The following is a 15,475-nucleotide window of genomic DNA, read 5'->3' as shown; positions in this document are numbered from 1 at the left end:
CTGCTTGAAGTTCATATAATTGTATATTGAACGAAAATTTTCCGCCAGGGATTGTATTGGCAGCTTGTGCGCAACTTGTTGAGCACAACTATAAAGGAAAGCCCGACAGCCAATTCCCAATGTATTGGGGATTGGGGGTGGTGGCCAAATAAACTAACTTTTATTGACCGCAATCTTTGTTAAAAAAGTCTTTAATTCGTCTGCTTTTTGGGTTCCGATTAAATACTTTTTACCCGATTTCAATTCGATTGATAAACCTTCGTTTCCCTTGACATTATATACCGTTCCGTACTTAAAGGAATACCTGAAGCCCCATCCAAAGACATTGTGTTTTACAACTTGCGCTGACTCAATATCTGCCCATTTGAATGATTTTTTAAGTACCGGAAAATAATGAATTCGAATTTCTTTTTGATCAATATTGGTTTTTAAACGCAATAAGGCAAAAAAGACAATCAATGCGGCCATTAGCAAGAAAACCAATATCAATTCAGTATCTGACGAAGGATTGTCTCCAAAAGGAACGTCAGCGATTAATTGTTGGTAAAGACCATAGAGTATAAATCCTGTCGTTCCGATGAGGATGACCCATAATATCCAGGATGTGAATTTTTGATTTTCTTGAAACGTATTGTTCATAATTCAATGTCTTGATTGATTAAGAAAGATAGTGATAAATGTACTATGGACGATAAATAGCGCGTGGATAATCAAGTATATTGACTTTTTCTCCTGTTAATTCTCTGATCGCATCCTTAGCGATCCATTGTGCAGACTTGCTGGGGTTTTCAAGGATTTGATATGCCAATTCAACCGCCATTTTATTGAGATCAACATTCCTTTTACCAATAGAGCGTAAAGCCCAATTGACGGCTTTTTTCACGTAAATTCGTTCGTCATTTATCGCTGACATGATGATGGGAAAAAAATCTATATAGACTTGATTTTCTGCCTTTTTATCCGCCATACAATAGGATGACATGGTCGCAAAAGCTGCTCTTTTTTCGAATTCAGATTCACGCGTATACCAATCCAATATTTTAGGAACTGCCAATTTACTTTTGGCGACTACACCCATACAAAACGAATCGCAAATTTCCCAGTTTTCGAAAGTTGTGACCCACTTCTCAGTTAAATTGTCTGTTAAATTCTTTGGATTAAATATTTTACTGCACAATAAACGGCCTTCGTAAATGCCACTATCGAATAATGCGATGGCCAATTCATCATTCCGACCAATCTCTTTCGCTATCACTTTTAAATCTTTATGATAGATACCTAATGAGTTGTTCGCAATTACCCCGAATTTTTTCTGTTTAAATGCTACTTTTTCGGGATCTTTTAGATCATTAAATGCACTGATAACTTCTTGATAGGTCATTTTTGGCGGATAGATTTGCCAATAAAATTAGTGAATTTACATCAGTTAAAATGGATACTCATTCCCTTTTAGATCGATATAGCCCTTTTTACCATTCGGATATTCAACAGCTGCCAAACTATATACAAAATTCGATACTTTTTTAAATTTTGGCTCAATAATGGTGGCAAAACCTTGTAAATTGTCGTTTACAGTTACAATATGACCGTAATAAGTGAAAATAAATTCATCGTATTGCATAGAAGGTTCGGATAAGAAACTGTATTTACCATCCTTCATCATTACAATTGTATTAGGTTGAATAGACGATTGACCGCCTACATTATAATTAGATGTATAATTCATTTTTTGCATGCCGTTCATAAACATTAAACTATCAGCTTCATCTGTAGATACACGATGTACTTCTTCAGCTGGTATACGATTTCCGCCGTCATAAAAAGTTTCATCCGTCATGACGATATGAAAGCCGTCTTGTTGTAATATTTCAAGTTCATAATGCGGTACAGTTCCACATACAAAGAAATAATCTTCAACCTCATATACCTGATGACCTTTATCATTGATATAAAAAATTTTATTTTTTGCACTTAGAACTTGGTAATAATTTGCGATCCTTTGCACATATTTTAATTTTTTCATGTGTGTATCCTGCAACTTATTCCAAATTGAATAGGTTTTAGAATTGGTATGATAAACAATTCGAATTCCTTCCGAATCTGTTATGAGCGAGTCAGCAGAGAATGCATTCGATCCGTTTAAAAGTAAAGCGATAATAACTAAGCCCAAATATTTCATAATTCAAATTGATTTCACTTTACAGTACAATTAAAATGCCAATTGGTTCATTTTGGTCGAATGGGAATCCAGATTTCTTCTTCCGAGTTGGGATCGTTGTTTTTATACTTCTCCCCTAACAGTTCAAAATGTGGACGATGGTCCAATTGATATTCAGCATTTGGAAGCCATTCCCCGAAAATACTTTGTATGTTTTTCATGAAGGCTTTTACATCCCCTTTATGGAGAAAAACGGCATATAACCCCCCTTGTAAAGTGAAAGGTTTAAGGTTGTCAGGAATATTTGCAAAATCTGTTACCTCAACAGCAGCCCACTTTGTGAAGATTGCATTGGGATTAAACTGACTGAAATCGGGTTGATGTGGGTAGACCTGAATGGAATAGAAGTTTTGATCTACCTTATTGGATAATTCTTTTTGAATTGGCATAAAACTACTCCATAATTCGAAGGTTCTATTTGCCGAGATGGACATTTCAAGTTGCTGTCCGACAAGGAGTTTTTTGGGTAATGATACAATTCGAAGTAAATTCATTTGCCAACGAATTTAGCAAATGAATTTAAATGAATTGGTTGCACATTTAAAGTTTTTCGAAACGAACAACGTGATCGTTAATCATGATGTAATATACACCACTTTTTAAGTCGGAAATGTCTAACCCAATATTTTGGGATTCCATTTTCGGCACACTGATTTGATTACCATCGGCATCAAATACAACTAAAAGATTAACATCAGTTTTGTCCATTCCTGAAATCACAATCTTTTTAACATCTGGGCTAGCTGTGCTTTCCGGAATTGGATTCGAATGCTTAGCTTTTAAAATATTATTTAAGCGAGATTCGTTGACCTTCGACAGGCAGTCATTACCTATTTTCACATATTCCATGCTACGCTCTGGGTAAATAGGATAAAAATCTGATTCAATTTTCTCTCCTCCACCAAAAACTATAGCAGAAATCATTAGTGCAAAAATTGTAGTCGATATGTTTTGGGTTAATATCATGCTGCTAAGTAAACGAAAGTTTTCAACATAAGGTTGTTTATTTCGACCATGATAGGGATATTTTCGACAAATTTAATTTAGGATTAACATCAAAAAACAAAGCTATTTGTACTGTTCGTCAAAAAATACTTATTCGCAAGACTAGTAGGTGTTTAAACTGAGATAAAACGAATAAGTATCAAAATATCAATCGAATAGAATTCTGTTTTTTTATGGGATTTCACGTCAAAAAATTGCTTTTTTCACTGAATAATTTCGCTAAAAAAGGTCCCAAATCGCCCATATTAAAAAATTTAGTTGGAAACGATAAATTAACGATAAATCGACAATTTGACAAAGATGTTCGATAAGCTGTTTTCAACAGATTTTTGTAAAGCACTACTACAATTTTAAAATCCACTTCGAAATTATGGCCATTGCTTCAGGTGAAAATGTTTCGTCTATTGTTTGATATTCTGACACCGCTCCTGTCTCTGCTGTTTGAAAAAGATGATTTAAACCTTCTATCTCTTCAACTCGATAATCAGTATTGCCTGCTTTTTTTAGCGCTTCATTTATAGCCGCAAGATTTTCTTCAGGTGAAACTTGAAGGTCTTTACTTCCATTTAATGCTAAAACTGGACATTTTAAATGTTCGAGGTATTTTGCTGGTTCATGTTTTAGGAAATACCGCATCCAAATGGTGTTCAACTGATTAATTTGACCGTTTATAACATCGTTTTTATCTTGATCAGGAGGTAAGCGCAACGCTGGATTTTCATCTATAGCCGCCCCTAAATAGGCGCGCAATTTTATTTCGGCATCAGGTCTATTCTCCGAGGCTTTTATAATATCAAATGCTCCTTTATTAACACGAATGATATCTTCGATGTAAGCATCGTCTAACCCCATACTCTTGCTTACTAATTCTTGTTGCTTCAGTAATAATTCGTCACATGGCACACCTGGACCGGCGAGCATCACAATAAAATCAACCACTTTATTGTTATTCGCTACGATTGGTGCAATTAATCCTCCCTCACTGTGTCCAATCAAACCAATAGAACTTTGTTTTAAGTCTTTTCTTTTTTTAATATAGTCTACGGCTGCGCTTACATCGTTTGCAAAATCGAAAGAAGTTGAAGTTATATGTACGCCGGTAGATTTGCCTACCCCTCTATCATCAAACCTCAATACACCAATGCCGTTATTCGTCAAGTAATCAGATAACACTAAAAACGGTTGATGCCCTAAAGCTGTTTCATTTCTGTCTTGCGGTCCACTCCCACTTATTAAAATAACAATAGGATAATTCTTTTTCTTATTCGGTAAGGTTAAGGTTCCTGCAAGTGTTACCCCATCCACTTCATTAAGAAAAGTAACCTCTTCGCTTGTGTAATTGAACGGAGGAACCGGATTCTGTGGTCGTTTTATTTGTTCTATTTTTGGCAGACCTCGCATAAAATTGAGCGAATCCGACATGGCATTTTGTTTATACTTACCTTGTATGTATTCATTGTCTAATAATTCACCTGAATAAGAAAAGTTCCCTGAATTAATATGCCAATTTAACTTATTGTCAACAAAGGTAAATTCATCAACAGGAATTCCACTCACTTGCTGATCGGGGCTATCCATTAAAACCGCATAACCATTATCTGCTTCTCGCACATGCAAAACAATTTTAAGACTAATACCGTTGGCATTAATTAGTCCATGCCAATCTCCAATTATGCTTTGCGCTCCAAGTGTATTAATAAAGAAGAGAAAACAGATTAATAAATTGAGTTTTTTCATGATTTAATGTTTTTTGTAGTGCCGTTATTTGTCAACGCATCACCAATATTTTGTCCGCCTTTAATCCCAAAATCTAATGTTCGAATTGGGAAAGGGATTGTAATACCATTCGAATCATAAGCTTTTTTAACAGCTTTTACGCCATCACTTATACCTTGTAAATATTCGAAATATGTTTCGTAAGGAACCCAATATTGAACCTCTAAATCAATTGAACTATCACCAAAACCTTTAAAGAGGATGTTAACATCATTGGTCTTTAACAAATTATTGATTCCTAATATTGCATCTTTTGTAATTCTCTCTACATCATCTAAATTCTCGCCATACGACACACCTATTGATAAATCTATTCGCCTAGTTTTAGTGCGGTAATAATTCGTTAAAGGATTTTCAAATAAAATTCGATTGGGGATGATGATTTGATTTCCGTCAAAGGACATAATTTCAGTACTGCGCAGATTCATGGATAGCACTGTACCTACAATATCATTTACCTCAATTACATCTCCAATTTCAAAAGGCCTTTTGGCTGCCATTGCAAAACCAGAAACAAAATTTGCTGCTAAATCTTGAAAAGCGAATCCTAAAGCTAAACCAATAATTCCGGCCCCAGCAAGGATAGAAGTAACTGTTTTTTCTAATTGCAGAACAGAAAGCGCCAACATAGCACCACCAATCATAACAACTACAAAAACTATTCGACTCAATAAATTAGTCATTTCCGGATTCTTATAAGTCCGGTTTAGCACTTTGATAAATACCCTACGAATAATTTTAGCCGCAAAAAAGAAAACAATAAGAATGATAATAGAAAGGATGAAATTGGGAAGCATCACAATTAAATGATCGAGCCATCCATACACCTTATCCAATACGGCATCAATAGATTTGAAATTCATGGACTGAATTTACAAATTATTTAGGTAATTTTTTTTCTGTTTTTAAATGATCGGCGAAAACTTCCTCTACCCATAATTTTCCCCATTCATTTATTTCTTGCTCAGACCATAATTCTGGATAGAATACACGTCTTTGGAATCTTGGAGGTAGATAGTTTTGCCAATTCGTTCCACCCGTTCCTTTTGATTCACCGCCAGCTTGCGCTAGATATCTTGCTGCCGTTCTGAAATGAATAAGCGGCCAATTAATATTAACATTCACATCTAACTCCCTTAGCTCTTTAATAATGTCCGGATTCTTTTGATCTTCCTCACTTAAGTTTTTAAACTTCTTCCAAATATTCATTGGTTGATATTCGTCAGCAAATTCGTGGAATTTTTCCAAATACTTGTTTTCAAAATCAACTAATGTTAATGTTTTTTCACCTGTTCCTTCAACTATAGCGCCGCGACGCCAATATATATTATCTAATTGCTCATGGATATCACCATTTAATAATTCGTCTCTTTTGGTTTCATGTACCAAATACTTTAAATCTGTACAAGCAATTTCAATATAACGGTAACTTGCTGCTTGGAATCCACTTGCAGACAATAAAGACATTCTGAATTTAGTGAATTGTTCTTTTTCCATTCCGAAACGCATGATGTCGAAAGAATGCGTTAATGCTTCGAAATATTTATTCACTCTTTTTAATCGTTCAATAAAGAATTTAGGCGAAAGTTCATCAAACCAACCTAAATCTTCTCCATTTTCACTAATATTCTTACCATTCTTACATATTTGTTCAATTTCATGAGAAATTAACGAAAAATATAGTTCAGTAATTTGATGGTAAACAATGAATATTTTCTCATCAGGAAAATCAGTTTTAGGCTTTTGCAAACTCAACAAGGCATCAACCTCTATATAGTCCCAATATGTTAATGGGTTTGCATAGATAAGACCATCCAAATAAGCATCTAAATCTTGCCCAATTGAGGCATATTTGGCTTTTAAAACCTTTATTTTTTCTAATGTATTATCTGATAATTCCATTGCCTTCATTTTTATAGTATCGTAAATTTAAATAAAACTTCACCATTAAAGTTGACAATTATCATTTAACTCATAATCGATCACTAAATCAGCCAAAAGAAAAGCCCAACACAATTTCTTGTATAGGGCTTTATGTTAAATCAAAATATTTATAACAACTGCTTAATCAACTTTAGCCATTGGATTTGCTAATCCATCCCAATCAACTAAATGCATTTTCATAGAACCTACTTTTAGATTGGCTTTGGCCATAATCGGAATTTTATTTCCATCATCAGTAATCCAAATGGTTAAATCATCCTCACTGTTAAAAACGCGTCCTTCTTGCACGACCGGCGCAAATTTTAAACAACGGTACTTACCCGTTCTTGTTTTAATCACTTCTTTACCTAAAAATTTTATTTGAGTAGGATAAAGTTCGTCATCTAAAAAGATGTCAACTGAGAATGTATCGCCAAGTTTAGCATTTTTATAATCTAAAGTTCGTGCATAATAAAAGCTAGATATCATATCCTGAACAAGGTCTGGCACTTCGAATTTTTTCCCTTCTCCGTTATCTACTTTATTCTGATGTTGGAAAAAAGTATAATCTTGATTGATAATATGACCACCTTCATTTACACGTCTAACGAATAACCACGGGAATACACCTTCAGCATCAATATAAGACTCGTAACGATCGTTTACTTTATAGAACCACTCAAAAGCTGAGATTGTTTTACCTACGCCTTTAACCTGCCATAATTTTCGACCATTTACAATTTTTTCAGATTGATTAACTGTAAGCACAGCTTCACCAGCATCAAAAATCCCATAACTTAATCTATATACGAGTTTTTCACCCGGCTTAAAAGCTGAGTTTCTGGCATTTCTAAAATCTTCTTTAATACCACTTGAATCAAAATTTTGGCTCGTCATGCCAACGTTGATAGCTAAAATTGCGATAAGTGTGAATGCTAATTTTTTCATAATTCACTTTATTGGTTTGATAGTCTAAAATCAAATTCAATGCCAAAGTGCTAAAAACCTGTATAAAACGGCAAATACTTGACGAATTAATAATTTTCATCAAGTATTTTAAAATAAAATTTGTTTTAACCGCGAAATATACTTACATTTAAGGACAGAGTAAGTAGTTTTTTTCATTTCAAAGTTATAAGTCTGGTTCGTTTAGCGCGTTCCAGGCTTATTTCTTTTTAGGGCAGTAGCATAAACCCCTTTTATAATAGAACGGTGATTAATAAGTAAAGGTTGGGTCTTTTCTGATTTTTTTTCATCTTCCATAATAACCACATCATTTCCAAGCGGTTGCCATCTACCAGCGTGCATTGGTTTTAAGTTCGCAAAAAGGCCAATTGTTCGAATACCTAAAATTCCTCCAATATGCAATGGACCAGTACTTGCAGCAACTATTGCATCAGCATTTGCAATGAAAGCGATTAAGTCGAATAGATCCATTTGACCTGATACATCATGAATATTCTCTTGAATAGGAAGTAAAGATCTAAAATATTCAGATTCCTTTTCTGTGCCTGTAAAAAAGATATTTACCTTTTCAGGATCAAGCTCTATTGCAAGTTTTATGAAATTTTCAACACCCCATTCAATTGCACTTCCTTGTGATTTGGAATGAAGGATCAAATTTATTTTTGTTGGATCAAGAAGTGCCTTGAAATTATCTTTAAGCGTTGGAATATTTTCAAAACCAACGAAATGATTTAATTCAGCTAAACTATAATTGCCCCCAATCCCCAATGGACTTAATAGCTTTGTATTTAATTGCGCTTCGTGCAATTCAGAGTTTTTTCTGGTAAAATTCGGTCGGTAATTACACGTTGTTAAATGATAGAGGCGATGAGATGTTCCTATTCTTATTTTAATCCCAGCCTTTTTGACAAGTCTTGCTAATTCCTTTCGTGGAAAAATATGTATAAAAGCATCAATATTTTGTGATTTCAGCCACTTTAACTGTGTTTTCTGGTCTTTTTTGACAAATTCTGCCCATTCCCAAATTTCATCAACATGAACTGAAGAGGTAATAATTGGTTGTGTATAAGTATTGCCAAAGAAAATAATTTTTGCATCGGGATACTTTTGTTTTAAGATCCCAGCTATAGGCAAGGTTAAAATAACATCTCCAATACTGTCTGTTCGACTTATAACTATTTTATCTAACTTATTTTGCATGCTTTTTTAATGCATTTATTTTTTTATACTTAAGGTAAGCTGCATAACTAGATTTAACACTAATTATCCACCCTTCTTTGCCATCTAAGAATCCTAATTTTATAAAATAGCACTTGATAAATTTTAGAATTGCACTGAGATACCTTTGCATAAAGAAGGTTGATTTCCCTTTTTCTACATGCGTTTTCGCAGCAATATTTGTAAAATATTCGATCTGTTTATCGTGATCATCTGGATGATGATAACTATAATGTAAGATATCACCTTTTAAATGTCCAATATTGGCGTTTTTGTCGAACAATACAAATTCGTCATGTGGATTTTCACCTGTCCAATGTCCTTTTCCTTTTTGCCAAAGTCTCAATTTAACATCAGGATACCAGCCCGTGTGGCGAATCCATTTGCCACAATAATTGGTCAGACGATTCATTTTATAACCTTCAAATTGCCAATCAACTTTCAACGACAAAATCGATTTTTGCAAGGTCTCATCCAATGCTTCATCCGCATCTAGTGACAATACGATATCACAAGTGGCTTGTTCTCTTGCCCAATTCTTCTGTTCAATATGACCATCAAATTTATGTGGAATAAAACGAGCGCCGTACTTTAAACAAATACTCTCCGTCTTATCTGTCGAGAAACTATCAACTACAACAATTTCATCGACGATTCCTACCAACGATTTAAGACAGGTTTCAATGTTCTTCTCTTCATTATAGGTTATAATAACCGCTGATATTTTTTTTAGCGTCGACATGTTTTCTTATAGCATTAGCCTTTCAAAATTAATAGAATTTAAAAGTATTCATCCGAATAATATTGTTTGACTTCGATATCTTTAATTTCTACACCTTCATTTGAATCACCATTCCAGAAATAAAATTGTATAGCATCATCGAATGATTCAAAATCCTGGACTAAGAATTCCATCGTTACCCATTCACCCTTTATCGTATAATCCGACAAAAACAAAGTTCGCGCCAAAGCAGGTTCAGTATTCCCCAGAAAGACTACCATTCTCGTAAGTTCGACATCAGTTGAAGCTTTAGCAGAAAAACGAATCAGGAGTTTGCTCCCTTCTATAACACCATTGAAATTCACTTGGCAAGTAGCAGAATATGATTCGTACGCAGCCACCCTTATGGCATCACCGTAAACATGACCTTTTATAATCGATTCGCGATCTTGCAAGTTCAGTTGCTTATAATTCAATGTCGTCCAATGTGATGGTGGATAAATTTTCGCAACTTTCTTCAATGATAAAAAATTATCCCAGTATTGCGCTTTAGTCGCTGACCCAAATTGTATGATTCCTGTTTTTATCTGAACTGCTTGAAAAACATTTAAAAAGACAAGTAAAGTAACAACAAGATAAAGGGGCCAACTTCTTTTACCCAATTGTTGTGCTTTCATTAAAATCAATCCCAACAAATAAGCAAGGACAATTGTATAATCAATCATCACTCTTTGACTCATTCCTGCGCCATAATACCAGCACCACCAACTACTAAAAACATATACCAAAACAGCGAACAATGTTATGCCTATAACAAATTGTTGTTTGTTCTGTTTCCACAAAATCCCAAATCCTAACAAAAGAATTATTAGTGCTAAAGGTGTATACAACCACCACCCTTTAAAATAGGAAAATAAGAAATTAAAAATCTCTGGATGTTTGAAATCAAAACCTTCGTCACCATAAGAATAAACCACCCAATGACCAGTTTGTAGTTTCCATAAAATAAAAGGAATTAAGAACAATGGAACGGTTGATAAAACGACCATTATGAATGGTTTCAATTGAAATAGTCTTTGAAGCAATTCTCGATAGAAACTAACTGTTGGAATGAAGAAAACGATCAGTCCAATAACTAAAACATTAGTTGGTCTTGTAATACCTATTAAAGCCAATGTAAACAAGGCAGTATATATAAATTTAAGCGCCCCTGATTCTCGGTATTTTAGAATATTCATGAGACAGTAATTGATCAAGAAAAAATTATGAATATGTGTTACCGATTGATCAAAAACCACGTAAAAAAACATGTTTGTCCCCAATACAATGATTAGCAAAACCCAATTGGTGATTTGTTTTGAAAAACTCAATTGAAGTAAGACCTTTTGCATCGCCATTAGCCCCAGCAATAAATAAACAAAATGCCCAATGGTAAAGCAAACTTGATAGATGGAACTATAACCATCCATTTCTGCTCCAAAAAGGAAAGTAAGGACATGGGCGATGAGGAAGAACGGTAAATAGAGCAATGCAATCCCAGGGAAAGTCTTATTTACTTTTTCACCTTGAAAATCTATTAAGAAGTCTTTGGTATTGTCAGCGTAATACTTTTTATTAACCTCGCTTAGGAAGTTGTAGTCAAGATCGTGATAGATTATTATTGCAGGTAAATAAGAGTAATAAGCTTCAGCATCACCAGTTATTGATCGTTGATTCGGATTATTAAAATCTTTAGAGATAAGTAGCACCAGAAAAAGTCCTAATACAATAGTTATTGGGACTTTAATTTGGATTCTACTCAACATCATTCTAAACTTCTAAAATCGCTGTCAATATAAATATTCTTGTCGCTGTTCGATTCAATGCTTTTAATCAAATTATTACGAAATGGAATTAGGTCCTGTTTTTCGATAGCATCTAAAGGCAAAAAGAGATTTAATTCACCTTTATATTGAAAGTTAATTAAATCTTGGTGGAGCTCAACTCTTCTCAAACCTGAAAAGTAAAAGATATAAATCTCACGGTCAAAATAAGCGACTAATTTTTTATCAACTCCAATGTTAAAACCGTTACCTGCTTTAATCATTCGAGCTAAAAAGAAAATTGATTCGGCCATTAATATACTCACAACAACAATCATTGGTATTGTCAATTCAGCATTAAGTTGCGACAAATTGTATAATACGTAGATAAATCCTCCCATAAAAACAATCTCAACCATTGTGAATATGCGACCTAGATTCATGCGTGATTTAGCGACGGGAATAACAAATTTAAATTGTTTAAACTTGACAATATCCTTCAAGCCTTGCCATCTTCTTTTAGCACGAAGTACACCAAGAATCAATAATATAAAAGTCAATGCCGAACAAACTTCTTTTTGATACGGCATTGCTTTAAAGCTATAACTAGAGAAAGATAAATCGTAAATAATACTCATTGCAATGAAGCAATAAATGACTACTACAATTGCAGAGAATATATTTATAGATTTATTCATTTTCAGTTTTACGTAATAAAGATAATTGAGTTTTTAACCCTTCAATTTTATCTTTTGTTTGATCAATATTAAGGCGAACATTTTTTAATAGCGGGTTAGATTCATCAGCACCAGAGAAAAAACTAATATTGTTTTCCAACTGATTCAATTCTGATTTTAATCCATCTATTTGCTTACGTAATGAATTACGTTCACGATCTAAAAGCTCTTCTTTATTAGCGCTACCAGACATTGTATCTAGTTTAGCTTGGAACATCATTTTAGACTTGTCCTTCTTATCCATTTTAACACTATCATACTTACTATCTAAAGCAGTTTTGTATGATTTATAAATAGCATCTTTAACTTTATAAGGTACATTACCAATTTCAGCGAATTCTTTTGAGAACGCTTTTAATTCAGCAATCGTTTCACTTGGATTATTACTTACTTCGTAAGCTTCTATTCTTGCGATTAACGCCTCTTTAAGTGCCAAATTTTCTTTTCCTTCAGCATCTAGCGATTCGAAATGCTTATCCTTAGCGTTGAAGAAAGCATCAATTGGTTCACGGAATTTTTTCCACAATTGATTTTCAAACTTAGGACCAGCAGAACCTATTTCTTTCCATTCCTTTTGTAATGCAATGATTTTTTGAGAAGTTCCTTTCCAATCCGTTGAAACTTTCATTTCAATAGCTTTTTGGATTAAAGCTTCCTTTTTCGCTTTAATTTCTTCGAAAGCTGCGTTTCGAGTATCATAATATGATTGTTTTTTATCGAAAAAGGCATTACAGACACCTCTAAATTCTTCCCAAACTTCCTCATTCTCCTGACGAGGGCCATATCCAATCTTTTTCCAACTTTCTTGTAAAGCCAATAAGGCATCAGTAGCTTTTTTAAACCCACCATGATCATTGATCTCCTGTGCATTTATCTCCTTCGCTTGATCGATTAACGCTTTTTTCTTTACAATATTTTCGCCTTGCTCTGCTCTTTTGGCATCATAAAAAGCATGAATTTTTTCATAAACTTTATTTACTGTTGCCCAATATTCATCTTTGATTTTGTCCCAATCTTCCTGATTCGTTCCACCAATATTATTCCAGTCATCTTGATAAGCATGTAATTTACTTTCGATGTCTTTAATTTTAGACAATTCTAAAAGTCCTTTCAATTTCTCAATAACCTCTTGTTTTAATTTGAAGTTACGTGATAAATCGTGGTCTTTAATTTCTTTATAGATATTGATATTGTACTGAAACGTATCTATCAATTGTGAAAATTCTTGCTGAACTTCTTGTCTTTTATCCCGTGGTATTGGACCTATTGTCTTCCAACTATCCTGAATGTCTTTGTATCTTCCAATAGCTTTGCCAATATTCTCCTCGTTTTGCACCAAATCAGTAAACGCAGCGATTAAAGCCCTTTTCTTCCCTAAATTGACCTTTTCAGCATCTTTCTTTGCCGTATATTCAACTTTTTTCTTCTCTTTGAATAAATTGCTGTACAATTTAAATTCATTTAAAAGTGAGTAGATTGGTTTCTCAATCGATTCGTGCTTCTCACCTGCATCAATTCGTATTGCTTTCGCGATTTCCCATTGACGCTCTTCTTCGTCTTGAATTTTATAGAATTCTGTTACTAAATCATTAAATTCATTTACAGAGGCAGATACCGTTTCTTGTTCAGAAAGGATTTTAATTTTTGATAGAATTTCAGCTTTCATTTTCCTAATTTATTGGAATACTTTAATAGACTTAATTGTTAATCTCAATTTCGAATTGGGCTAAGTTTACAAACTCCATTATTCTTTTATTAATGTCGTTCTCGCTTAGATTTTCAATACGTTCAGTTCCGAATTTTTCAACGCAAAAAGATGCCATGGCCGATCCAGTTATAACTGCACGCTTCATGTTTTCAAATGTAATATCGTTAGTTTTTGCCAAATAACCTATAAATCCACCAGCGAATGTATCACCAGCTCCAGTAGGATCAAAAACAGATTCTAACGGTAAAGCAGGAGCAAAAAATACGTTGTTATCATTATTAAACAATAAAGCACCATGCTCTCCTTTTTTAATAATAACATAACGTGGACCCATTGCCATTATTTTCTTCGCAGCTACTGCTAACGAATATTCTTTGGACAATTGTCTTGCTTCTTCATCATTAATGATTAAAACGTCAACCATTTTAATCGTTTCCATCAAATCATCCCATGCGATATCCATCCAAAAATTCATGGTATCCATTGCAATTAATTTAGGACGTTTATCTAAACGCTCAATCACTTGCTTTTGTACAGATGGCGCAAGATTACCTAACATTAAGAATTCAGCACCTTGGTATGAAGCTGGAATAACTGGGTCAAACTCACCCAATACATTCAGTTCAGTTACCAAAGTATCTCTAGTATTCATATCATTATGATATTTACCTGACCAGAAGAATGTTTTTTCACCTTTTTTAATTTGAATTCCTTCAATATCTATTCCTCTTGCTTTAAGATCTTCTAAAGTTGCTGATGGAAAGTCATCCCCCACAACAGAAACTAATTTTTGCTCCTTAGCAAAATAAGAAGAAGATAAAGCAATATATGTACCGGCACCACCGATAATTTTATCAGTTTTTCCGAATGGTGTTTCAATTGCGTCAAACGCGACACTCCCTACTGTAATTAAACTCATTTCATTTATTTTAGGTTGCAAATATACGGTTTTACGGTTCAAAAGCTAGGATATTTAAAGTCAATGGTTTTACACTTTTTAAAATTCTTAACTTTAACTTAAAATTGAACGTTAATTATTTTTATGAATATTGAAGATTATAGGGAGTATTGCCTCGCTAAAAAAGGTGTTTCAGAAGGGTTTCCGTTTGATCATAACACTTTAGTTTTTAAAGTGATGAACAAAATGTTTGCTTTGACTAACGTTCAAGAATTTAATAGCATTAACCTTAAATGTGACCCTGAAAAAGCAATTGATCTCAGAGATAGATATCATGCCGTTGTTCCAGGTTATCACATGTCCAAAAAGCACTGGAATACCATTACAGTAAATGAAGACGCAACGGATGATGAAATATATGAATGGATTGATGATTCGTACAATTTAATAGTGAAAAGTTTAACTAAAAAATTACAAGCTGAATTGAAGGAGCTAGGATAATA

General features: G+C 33.8%; 16 protein-coding genes. 1 reads left to right on the top strand and 15 read right to left on the bottom strand.

The window, feature by feature from the left end:
• Positions 1–153: 153 nt before the first annotated feature.
• From T367_RS0104640 to T367_RS0104565, 15 genes are all read right to left on the bottom strand, one after another.
• Entirely contained in the window at positions 154–639 is a 486-nt protein-coding gene (locus tag T367_RS0104640; protein ID WP_027418802.1) for a hypothetical protein, read from the bottom strand.
• 43 nt (positions 640–682) lie between these two features.
• Positions 683–1,381, bottom strand: coding sequence for a DNA alkylation repair protein (locus T367_RS21375; protein WP_035842479.1), 699 nt, complete (start codon positions 1,379–1,381; stop codon positions 683–685).
• Positions 1,382–1,426: 45 nt separating this feature from the next.
• Entirely contained in the window at positions 1,427–2,179 is a 753-nt protein-coding gene (locus T367_RS0104630; protein WP_027418801.1) for a hypothetical protein, read from the bottom strand.
• Positions 2,180–2,226: 47 nt separating this feature from the next.
• Positions 2,227–2,712, bottom strand: a complete 486-nt coding sequence (locus T367_RS0104625; protein ID WP_027418800.1) for a GyrI-like domain-containing protein — start codon at positions 2,710–2,712, stop codon at positions 2,227–2,229.
• Between the two features lie 46 nt (positions 2,713–2,758).
• Positions 2,759–3,184 (bottom strand): T9SS type A sorting domain-containing protein, encoded by a 426-nt coding sequence (locus T367_RS0104620; protein WP_084274308.1) that lies wholly within the window; start codon positions 3,182–3,184, stop codon positions 2,759–2,761.
• A gap of 381 nt (positions 3,185–3,565) precedes the next feature.
• Positions 3,566–4,960 (bottom strand): alpha/beta hydrolase family protein, encoded by a 1,395-nt coding sequence (locus T367_RS0104610; protein WP_027418797.1) that lies wholly within the window; start codon positions 4,958–4,960, stop codon positions 3,566–3,568.
• Complete coding sequence (locus tag T367_RS0104605; protein ID WP_027418796.1) at positions 4,957–5,862, bottom strand: mechanosensitive ion channel family protein; 906 nt, start codon at positions 5,860–5,862, stop codon at positions 4,957–4,959. Before T367_RS0104605 ends, T367_RS0104610 begins: the two co-directional genes overlap by 4 nt.
• A 16-nt stretch (positions 5,863–5,878) precedes the next feature.
• Complete coding sequence (locus T367_RS0104600; RefSeq protein WP_035842535.1) at positions 5,879–6,901, bottom strand: tryptophan 2,3-dioxygenase family protein; 1,023 nt, start codon at positions 6,899–6,901, stop codon at positions 5,879–5,881.
• 162 nt (positions 6,902–7,063) lie between these two features.
• Positions 7,064–7,870 (bottom strand): DUF3108 domain-containing protein, encoded by an 807-nt coding sequence (locus T367_RS0104595; RefSeq protein ID WP_027418794.1) that lies wholly within the window; start codon positions 7,868–7,870, stop codon positions 7,064–7,066.
• 201 nt (positions 7,871–8,071) lie between these two features.
• Entirely contained in the window at positions 8,072–9,088 is a 1,017-nt protein-coding gene (locus tag T367_RS21370) for a glycosyltransferase family 9 protein (protein WP_051568344.1), read from the bottom strand.
• Positions 9,078–9,848: a glycosyltransferase family 2 protein gene (locus tag T367_RS0104585; RefSeq protein ID WP_027418793.1), complete on the bottom strand. Its 771-nt coding sequence runs from the start codon at positions 9,846–9,848 to the stop codon at positions 9,078–9,080. The genes T367_RS21370 and T367_RS0104585 overlap by 11 nt, the downstream gene beginning before the upstream one ends.
• A 38-nt stretch (positions 9,849–9,886) precedes the next feature.
• Entirely contained in the window at positions 9,887–11,635 is a 1,749-nt protein-coding gene (locus T367_RS0104580) for a hypothetical protein (protein WP_157454124.1), read from the bottom strand.
• Entirely contained in the window at positions 11,632–12,327 is a 696-nt protein-coding gene (locus tag T367_RS0104575) for a hypothetical protein (RefSeq protein ID WP_027418791.1), read from the bottom strand. The genes T367_RS0104580 and T367_RS0104575 overlap by 4 nt, the downstream gene beginning before the upstream one ends.
• Positions 12,320–14,032 carry a DUF349 domain-containing protein gene (locus tag T367_RS0104570; RefSeq protein WP_027418790.1) on the bottom strand — a complete coding sequence of 571 codons (1,713 nt, stop codon included), beginning with the start codon at positions 14,030–14,032 and terminating at the stop codon, positions 12,320–12,322. Before T367_RS0104570 ends, T367_RS0104575 begins: the two co-directional genes overlap by 8 nt.
• 31 nt (positions 14,033–14,063) lie before the next feature.
• Complete coding sequence (locus T367_RS0104565) at positions 14,064–14,993, bottom strand: PfkB family carbohydrate kinase (RefSeq protein ID WP_027418789.1); 930 nt, start codon at positions 14,991–14,993, stop codon at positions 14,064–14,066.
• Positions 14,994–15,116: 123 nt separating this feature from the next.
• On the opposite strand from T367_RS0104565, the gene T367_RS0104560 reads away from it, so the two are divergent.
• Positions 15,117–15,473, top strand: coding sequence for an MmcQ/YjbR family DNA-binding protein (locus T367_RS0104560; RefSeq protein ID WP_027418788.1), 357 nt, complete (start codon positions 15,117–15,119; stop codon positions 15,471–15,473).
• Positions 15,474–15,475: the final 2 nt, after the last annotated feature.

It is taken from the genome of Crocinitomix catalasitica ATCC 23190, assembly GCF_000621625.1.
In the GTDB taxonomy this organism is placed as follows: domain Bacteria; phylum Bacteroidota; class Bacteroidia; order Flavobacteriales_D; family Crocinitomicaceae; genus Crocinitomix; species Crocinitomix catalasitica.
The sequence above is the reverse complement of the archived record's forward strand: the minus strand, read 5'-3'. Positions and strand labels throughout refer to the sequence as shown.

Bases quoted from the DNA above. Each gene is read 5' to 3' on its own strand.
- T367_RS0104640 (WP_027418802.1), bottom strand. From the start codon at position 639: ATGAACAATACGTTTCAAGAAAATCAAAAATTCACATCCTGGATATTA.
- T367_RS21375 (WP_035842479.1), bottom strand. From the start codon at position 1,381: ATGACCTATCAAGAAGTTATCAGTGCATTTAATGATCTAAAAGATCCC.
- T367_RS0104630 (WP_027418801.1), bottom strand. From the start codon at position 2,179: ATGAAATATTTGGGCTTAGTTATTATCGCTTTACTTTTAAACGGATCG.
- T367_RS0104625 (WP_027418800.1), bottom strand. From the start codon at position 2,712: ATGAATTTACTTCGAATTGTATCATTACCCAAAAAACTCCTTGTCGGA.
- T367_RS0104620 (WP_084274308.1), bottom strand. From the start codon at position 3,184: ATGATATTAACCCAAAACATATCGACTACAATTTTTGCACTAATGATT.
- T367_RS0104610 (WP_027418797.1), bottom strand. From the start codon at position 4,960: ATGAAAAAACTCAATTTATTAATCTGTTTTCTCTTCTTTATTAATACA.
- T367_RS0104605 (WP_027418796.1), bottom strand. From the start codon at position 5,862: ATGAATTTCAAATCTATTGATGCCGTATTGGATAAGGTGTATGGATGG.
- T367_RS0104600 (WP_035842535.1), bottom strand. From the start codon at position 6,901: ATGGAATTATCAGATAATACATTAGAAAAAATAAAGGTTTTAAAAGCC.
- T367_RS0104595 (WP_027418794.1), bottom strand. From the start codon at position 7,870: ATGAAAAAATTAGCATTCACACTTATCGCAATTTTAGCTATCAACGTT.
- T367_RS21370 (WP_051568344.1), bottom strand. From the start codon at position 9,088: ATGCAAAATAAGTTAGATAAAATAGTTATAAGTCGAACAGACAGTATT.
- T367_RS0104585 (WP_027418793.1), bottom strand. From the start codon at position 9,848: ATGTCGACGCTAAAAAAAATATCAGCGGTTATTATAACCTATAATGAA.
- T367_RS0104580 (WP_157454124.1), bottom strand. From the start codon at position 11,635: ATGATGTTGAGTAGAATCCAAATTAAAGTCCCAATAACTATTGTATTA.
- T367_RS0104575 (WP_027418791.1), bottom strand. From the start codon at position 12,327: ATGAATAAATCTATAAATATATTCTCTGCAATTGTAGTAGTCATTTAT.
- T367_RS0104570 (WP_027418790.1), bottom strand. From the start codon at position 14,032: ATGAAAGCTGAAATTCTATCAAAAATTAAAATCCTTTCTGAACAAGAA.
- T367_RS0104565 (WP_027418789.1), bottom strand. From the start codon at position 14,993: ATGAGTTTAATTACAGTAGGGAGTGTCGCGTTTGACGCAATTGAAACA.
- T367_RS0104560 (WP_027418788.1), top strand. From the start codon at position 15,117: ATGAATATTGAAGATTATAGGGAGTATTGCCTCGCTAAAAAAGGTGTT.